The organism is Terasakiella brassicae, from assembly GCF_014641495.1.
Taxonomy (GTDB): Bacteria; Pseudomonadota; Alphaproteobacteria; order Rhodospirillales; family Terasakiellaceae; genus Terasakiella; species Terasakiella brassicae.
In genome coordinates this window covers 1-5,850 of the sequence record NZ_BMHV01000055.1, presented here as the reverse complement: position 1 = coordinate 5,850, position 5,850 = coordinate 1, and the positions used below count along the sequence as shown (strand labels likewise).

Annotated in this window: 8 protein-coding genes, 1 tRNA gene and 1 pseudogene; 1 reads left to right on the top strand and 9 read right to left on the bottom strand. The window is 44.8% G+C overall.

What is annotated here, in order from left to right; translation table 11 throughout:
• Positions 1–115: 115 nt before the first annotated feature.
• Positions 116–421 (top strand): annotated as a pseudogene (locus tag IEW74_RS16990) (transposase); the annotation flags it as partial.
• A 126-nt stretch (positions 422–547) separates the two neighbouring features.
• Here IEW74_RS16990 and rplL read toward each other — a convergent pair.
• The 9 genes from rplL to IEW74_RS16945 all read right to left on the bottom strand — a co-directional run bounded on the left by rplL (position 548) and on the right by IEW74_RS16945 (position 5,667).
• Entirely contained in the window at positions 548–919 is a 372-nt protein-coding gene (gene rplL / locus IEW74_RS16985; protein ID WP_188667347.1) for a 50S ribosomal protein L7/L12, read from the bottom strand.
• A gap of 58 nt (positions 920–977) precedes the next feature.
• A complete protein-coding gene (gene rplJ, locus IEW74_RS16980; protein WP_188667345.1) occupies positions 978–1,490 on the bottom strand; it encodes a 50S ribosomal protein L10 in 513 nt (170 codons plus the stop codon).
• 307 nt (positions 1,491–1,797) lie between these two features.
• Positions 1,798–2,493 (bottom strand): 50S ribosomal protein L1, encoded by a 696-nt coding sequence (gene rplA / locus IEW74_RS16975; protein ID WP_188667343.1) that lies wholly within the window; start codon positions 2,491–2,493, stop codon positions 1,798–1,800.
• Between the two features lie 4 nt (positions 2,494–2,497).
• Positions 2,498–2,926, bottom strand: a complete 429-nt coding sequence (gene rplK / locus IEW74_RS16970; protein WP_188667341.1) for a 50S ribosomal protein L11 — start codon at positions 2,924–2,926, stop codon at positions 2,498–2,500.
• Positions 2,927–3,072: 146 nt separating this feature from the next.
• Positions 3,073–3,606 (bottom strand): transcription termination/antitermination protein NusG, encoded by a 534-nt coding sequence (gene nusG / locus IEW74_RS16965; protein ID WP_188667339.1) that lies wholly within the window; start codon positions 3,604–3,606, stop codon positions 3,073–3,075.
• A 10-nt stretch (positions 3,607–3,616) separates the two neighbouring features.
• Entirely contained in the window at positions 3,617–3,805 is a 189-nt protein-coding gene (gene secE / locus IEW74_RS16960; RefSeq protein ID WP_188667337.1) for a preprotein translocase subunit SecE, read from the bottom strand.
• 48 nt (positions 3,806–3,853) lie between these two features.
• Positions 3,854–3,929: transfer RNA gene (locus IEW74_RS16955), tRNA-Trp, on the bottom strand.
• Positions 3,930–4,075: 146 nt separating this feature from the next.
• Positions 4,076–4,702 carry a hypothetical protein gene (locus IEW74_RS16950; RefSeq protein WP_188667336.1) on the bottom strand — a complete coding sequence of 209 codons (627 nt, stop codon included), beginning with the start codon at positions 4,700–4,702 and terminating at the stop codon, positions 4,076–4,078.
• Entirely contained in the window at positions 4,699–5,667 is a 969-nt protein-coding gene (locus IEW74_RS16945) for a nucleotidyltransferase domain-containing protein (protein ID WP_188667334.1), read from the bottom strand. Before IEW74_RS16945 ends, IEW74_RS16950 begins: the two co-directional genes overlap by 4 nt.
• Positions 5,668–5,850 lie beyond the last annotated feature (183 nt).

Sequence of the window (5,850 nt, the reverse complement as noted above, 5' to 3'; positions counted from 1 at the left end):
TCGATTTTACAATCCCAAACGCCGACATTCATATCTGGGAAACATAAGTCCAATGCAGTTTGAATTGAACGCCGCCTAAATGGAGAAGGTGCTCTCCAGTTTTAGGGGACGGGTCCACATCTCCAAAAAGTTGACGCAAGATTTGTCAGAACAAGGGGTTGAGTTCATTACAAAACACCGAAAGAAAATGAAACCAGCCAATCATACTTCTTTCCAGAAATGGTTCCTGTCCAAACGGGCGATTGTCGAAGCTGTTATCGGACAACTGAAAGAAATTTGCCAGATTGAACATTCAAGACACAGAAAAACAGATCATTTCTTCATCAATCTGCTTGCAGGATTGGCTGCATATGTTTTGAAACCGAGGAAACCTGCATGTTCACTGAAAGGCTTGCCGACAACATTCCTTATCCCGAATTGACGTTAAATAAACAAGTACCGAACTTAGAAGTATTCTATCTTTCTTGCCAAGCCATACAAAAAGAAAAAGCGGCCTCTAAATAGAGACCGCTTTTTGCAAATTCTAAAGCAGGATGCTTTTTAGAAATTACTTCAGCTCGACAGTTGCGCCAGCTTCTTCCAATTTCTTTTTCAGCTCTTCAGCTTCGTCTTTGCCCACGCCTTCTTTAACCGGCTTCGGAGCACCTTCGACGAGCTCTTTAGCTTCTTTCAGGCCGAGACCTGTGATAGCGCGTACTTCTTTAATGACGTTGATTTTCTTGTCGCCAGCAGCAGCCAGGATTACGTCAAAGTCAGTTTTTTCTTCGGCAGCTTCAGCAGCCGGGCCAGCAGCAGCAGCTACAGCAACCGGAGCAGCAGCAGATACGCCCCATTTGTCTTCCAACAGTTTGGACAGCTCAGCAGCTTCCATAACAGTCAATGCAGAGAGGTCTTCAACCAACTTATCGAGGTCAGCCATTGTTCATAAACTCCTAGAACTTTAGTTCTGTAAAAATAAAAATCAAAACACGTAAGACTTACGCGTCGCTCGAGCCATAAGCGCCGAATACGCGAGCCAATTGGCCTGCCGGTGCTTGAGTAACAGCAGCCAACTTCTGAGCCGGAGCTTGAAGCAGGCCAACAAGTTTGCCGCGCAGCTCGTCCAGAGACGGCATAGAAGCCAAAGCTTTCACACCATCCTGATCGAGCAGGTTTTCATCCATGCCACCGCCTAGAACAATGAGTTTTTCATTCTTCTTGGCAAATTCCATGGTCGCCTTAGCAGCAGCAACCGGATCTTCCGAATACGCAATCGCAGTCGGACCGGTCATAAGATCGCTAAGACCTTCAAACTTGCTGTCAGCAAGAGCGAGACGTGTCAGACGGTTTTTCGTTACCTTGAAACCAGCACCAGCTTCGCGCATTTTGCCGCGCAACTCTTCCATTTGTGCCACTGTCAAACCACTATAGTGGGAAACAACGATGGTAGAGCTGTTTGCGAACACTTCGCGCATTTCTGCTACAAGTTCTTCTTTCTCGGTACGGTTCACTGATCGTCTCCGATACTTAGGACGAATGCCCGCGAAAGACAGGCATAAGTCCGATGGACAAAGAGCAAAGGAAAAATTCCCCCTACCCGGTTCCACTGTCTCAAATTGTCACAGAAGGTCAGTTCAAGAGAGGCGCGCCCGATAAGGCATACATCCTAATCTTTACTTCTGTCTATGAAGGCGATTTTTAAACGGGTAAAGCCCGCACCTTCAGTCTTGGACAGTCACGAAAGGTCTTTCACCTTTCGATCAACTTCCGCCCTTTCAATGAAAGGACGGAAGAATCTCTTTTTTGCTGAGGCGGCTTTTAACCGACCAGAGCAGCAATGTCAAGCTTAACGCCAGCACCCATTGTAGAGCTGATCGCAACGCCCTTCAAATAAGTACCTTTTGCGCCAGTCGGCTTGGCTTTGTTAATGGCTTCGACAAAAGCTTTTACGTTCTCTGCGATTTGCTCTTCAGAGAAAGAAGCCTTGCCGATACCAGCGTGTACGATACCGGCTTTTTCAACACGGAACTGTACTTCACCAGCTTTTGCCGCTTTAACAGCATCAGTAACGTTCGGTGTAACCGTACCCAGTTTCGGGTTCGGCATCAAACCGCGCGGACCGAGGACTTTACCCAAGCGACCCACAACAGCCATCATATCCGGTGTTGCAATCACACGGTCGAAGTTCATTTCGCCGTTTTGGATTTTTTCCATCAGGTCTTCCGCACCAACCAGGTCTGCACCAGCTGCTGTTGCTTCTTCAGCTTTCGCATCACGTGCGAAAACAGCAACGCGCATGGTTTTACCTGTACCGTGCGGCAAACCGACAACGCCGCGAACCATTTGGTCTGCGTGACGCGGGTCAACACCAAGGTTTACTGCGATTTCGATTGTTTCGTCAAATTTAGCTTTTGCGCCATCTTTAACGAGTTTAACTGCTTCAGCTACGCCGTAGTGTTTCAGAACATCTACGCCTTCGTAGGCAGCTTTGAGACGTTTACCAATTTTTGCCATCGTCCTACTCCACTACCTCTACGCCCATAGAACGTGCAGAACCGGCAAGCTGCTGAACAGCGGCTTCGATGGTTGAGCAGTTCATGTCTTTGATTTTCTCTTCCGCGATTTCAGCCAATTGCGCTTGTGTAATTTTCGCAATAAAGCCTTGGCCCGGAGTTTGAGAACCTTTCTTCAGGCCCAGTTTCTTCAAAATGAAGAAAGATGCCGGCGGAAGTTTGGTTTCGAAAGTGAATGTACGGTCTTGGTAAGCTGTAATCACAACCGGAATCGGTGTACCCGGTTCCATTTTTTGTGTCGCAGCGTTGAACGCCTTACAGAATTCCATAATATTCAGACCTGCCTGACCCAAAGCCGGACCCACGGGCGGGGACGGGTTTGCCTGGCCGGCAGCGATTTGCAGCTTAATGTAGCCTGCAACTTTTTTAGCCATAATAGACCTCAGTTTATATCGTTACTGGGTGCGTGGTCGGGCTATGACGGACCTCCCACACGATTATTTGCTTCACAGTTGGAAGCAAAACGCAGCGCCTTATACAGACGCTGCGCAAACTTGTCGAGTCAAAAACTCTAAATTTCTTAAGCTTTTTCCACTTGGTTGTATTCCAGCTCCACCGGGGTCGCACGCCCAAAGATGGAAACAGACACTTTCAAGCGGGCTTTTTCTTCGTCGACATCCTCGACCAGACCGTTGAACGATGCAAACGGACCATCGGTGACGCGAACTTCCTCGCCAATCTCGAAAGAAACGCTGGGGCGCGGACGATCGACACCTTCTTCCACCTGATGAAGAATGCGATTGGCTTCTTCTTCAGTGATCGGTGCGGGTTTGCCCTGTGCGCCGAGGAAGTCCGTTACTTTTGCGGTGTTCTTCACCATGTTCCACGTTTCGTCGGTCAGCTGCATTTTCGCTAGAACATAGCCCGGGAAAAATTTGCGCTTCGCATTCACTTTGCTTCCGCGACGCATTTCAACGACTTCTTCGGTCGGAACGATGACTTGTTCGAAAAATTCGCTCAGGCCTTTTTTCTCAGCTTGTTCAAGGATGGATTGCGCCACCTTGTTTTCAAAACCGGAATAGGCGTGGATAACGTACCAACGTGCTTGTGCCATAGGTCTTACCTCAGTTAAAGATGGCTTTCACGGCCGTAGACAAAATCTGATCGACAAGGAAAAAGAAAATCGCCGCCAAGAAAACCATAACAAAAACCATGCCGGTCGAAACAAACGTTTCCTTGCGGGTCGGCCACGTAATTTTCTTCGCTTCCTGACGAACTTCTTGGGCAAATTTCGCCGGTCCTGACTTCGCCATGCTACCAATCCTTAATATAAAAGTGGTGACGGATACGTCTCAATAAAATGGCAGGAGTGGAGGGACTCGAACCCCCGGCACTCGGTTTTGGAGACCGATGCTCTACCAACTGAGCTACACTCCTACAGTGTCCCATTCGGGATTACTCAATCGCTTTCAAGACCGTCAAGAACTTGAAGCGGGGCTCGTTATATAACCTGCCCTGCCCCCTTGCAAGCCCTAAAAGTCGATTTTCAAAACTTTTTTGCCTGACTTGCGTCACGCTTACCATCACGTGTTTATTATTCTCATATTTGAGACTTCATATTCTATTCGCGGACATATCCGATTGATTAACATTAACCGCTCCCACTCTTTCATATCTCGAAAGTCTTCATACTTATACCGCTTGCCTGTAACCTCTAACAACAAATCAAGGTTTAGATCAAACGCAAGTTCCATACTTTTTTGACCTGAAATTGTGCTGTACACGTCAACCTTATCAATCTGGAGCTCAAAAAAGAAACGATACAAACTAAGTGTATTCGCTAAACGATTAGAGAACTCCTTTGAAGCCCCATCGTAAATAGTCAAATGCGGGATCGGCTTTTTAATATTTTTTTTCCATAAGTACTTTGAAACTAAATCGGACTCTGCGCGAAGATAAAGAGTGCTTTGCCCATATTTAAAAAAATTTCCCAATCCAAAAACAGAAACCTTCGTTTTAAACAATTCTCTCCTTATTCGACTAAACATCTCTTCGCTTTCAGTGAGCACCCTTTGAGTATAAGGCCCCCTTAAAGTAAGATGTAAACCATTTTTTTCTTTTGGATCAGATAAAAATATCAGGAGATTAATAAGATCAGTCAATTTAGATGTCGAAAATTTTACATATAAAAAATACTTGGGACTACTCATATCACTAAGTACTTTAACTTTTCTTTTTCTTTTGGAATATTGCTTATTATTTCATAGAAGTGAGCACTATAATCCCTCGCCATATCAAATGCTTTATCTCGCTGTCCCTTATCCCCAATCCATCGAAGCACTTCTTCTTTCTCTCGTCCAGTCTGGCGCAAAAACCATGCATATTTATCCAACAATAATTGAATTACGCCAGACAAAGCAGGGAAATCACTTGCAAGTTTTTCCATACGCCTTGTCGGTGTTATTTGCACAAGATCAAAGATATCTTTCTGAGTAACATGTCCATCAATATAAAGAATACTAACCATAAGCGAGTAACACGTCATCATACGGCTAAATTTGAGCTTTAAATTCTTTAAATGTGCTTTATTCTTTTCTTCAGGGGTTTTGTCTTTGCGATTCCTTGCATGCTCATAATTCAAACATAAGGTCCGCCAAAAACGAATAACATCATTCAATAAAAATACAGGCTGAAAGTCTTTCGTATGTTCATGGTAATCACGAAAATACGCTTCAATCACCTCATTTAAAAACTTGTTATACGTCTTTTCATTATAAAGCGCCTTACTTTCTGACAAAAGCAACATACGAGCAGTAAAGTGGTTATTAAAATCATCTTCACGTCCTCCTAAGCTATCCTGCATGTCTTTAATGTAATTTACCTTCAGAAACTCCCCACCGCCTGAGAAATCTGGGAATTCATGTTCTCGGGATATCCTAATTAAAGACGAATCTAATAGCGCCTTTTCAATATTTGTTAACTTATTTCCCTTCTCACTTCCATCTCTTACAATAAATAAGTCAAGATCAGAATAAGGCGAAGCTTCTTCCCTAGCATATGAGCCTGTAACAAATATTGTAATATCCTGAATACCCGAGACATCAATACCTTTAGAAAGGTCATCGGCAAAAGCATTCAGCTTCTCTTCTGAAGTTAACCTTCGCTCACTGATCATATAACACCAAAAATCTAAGGTTGCACAATGCAAATATCATAACTTTTTATTTAATGGTGTAAAACAAAAAAAGGCCTCCTGCATTTGGCAGGAGGCCCTTCTTCAAACCTTGTGAGAGGTCGATTAGTCGAGGATCGTGGACACAACGCCCGCGCCGACTGTACGGCCACCTTCACGGATCGC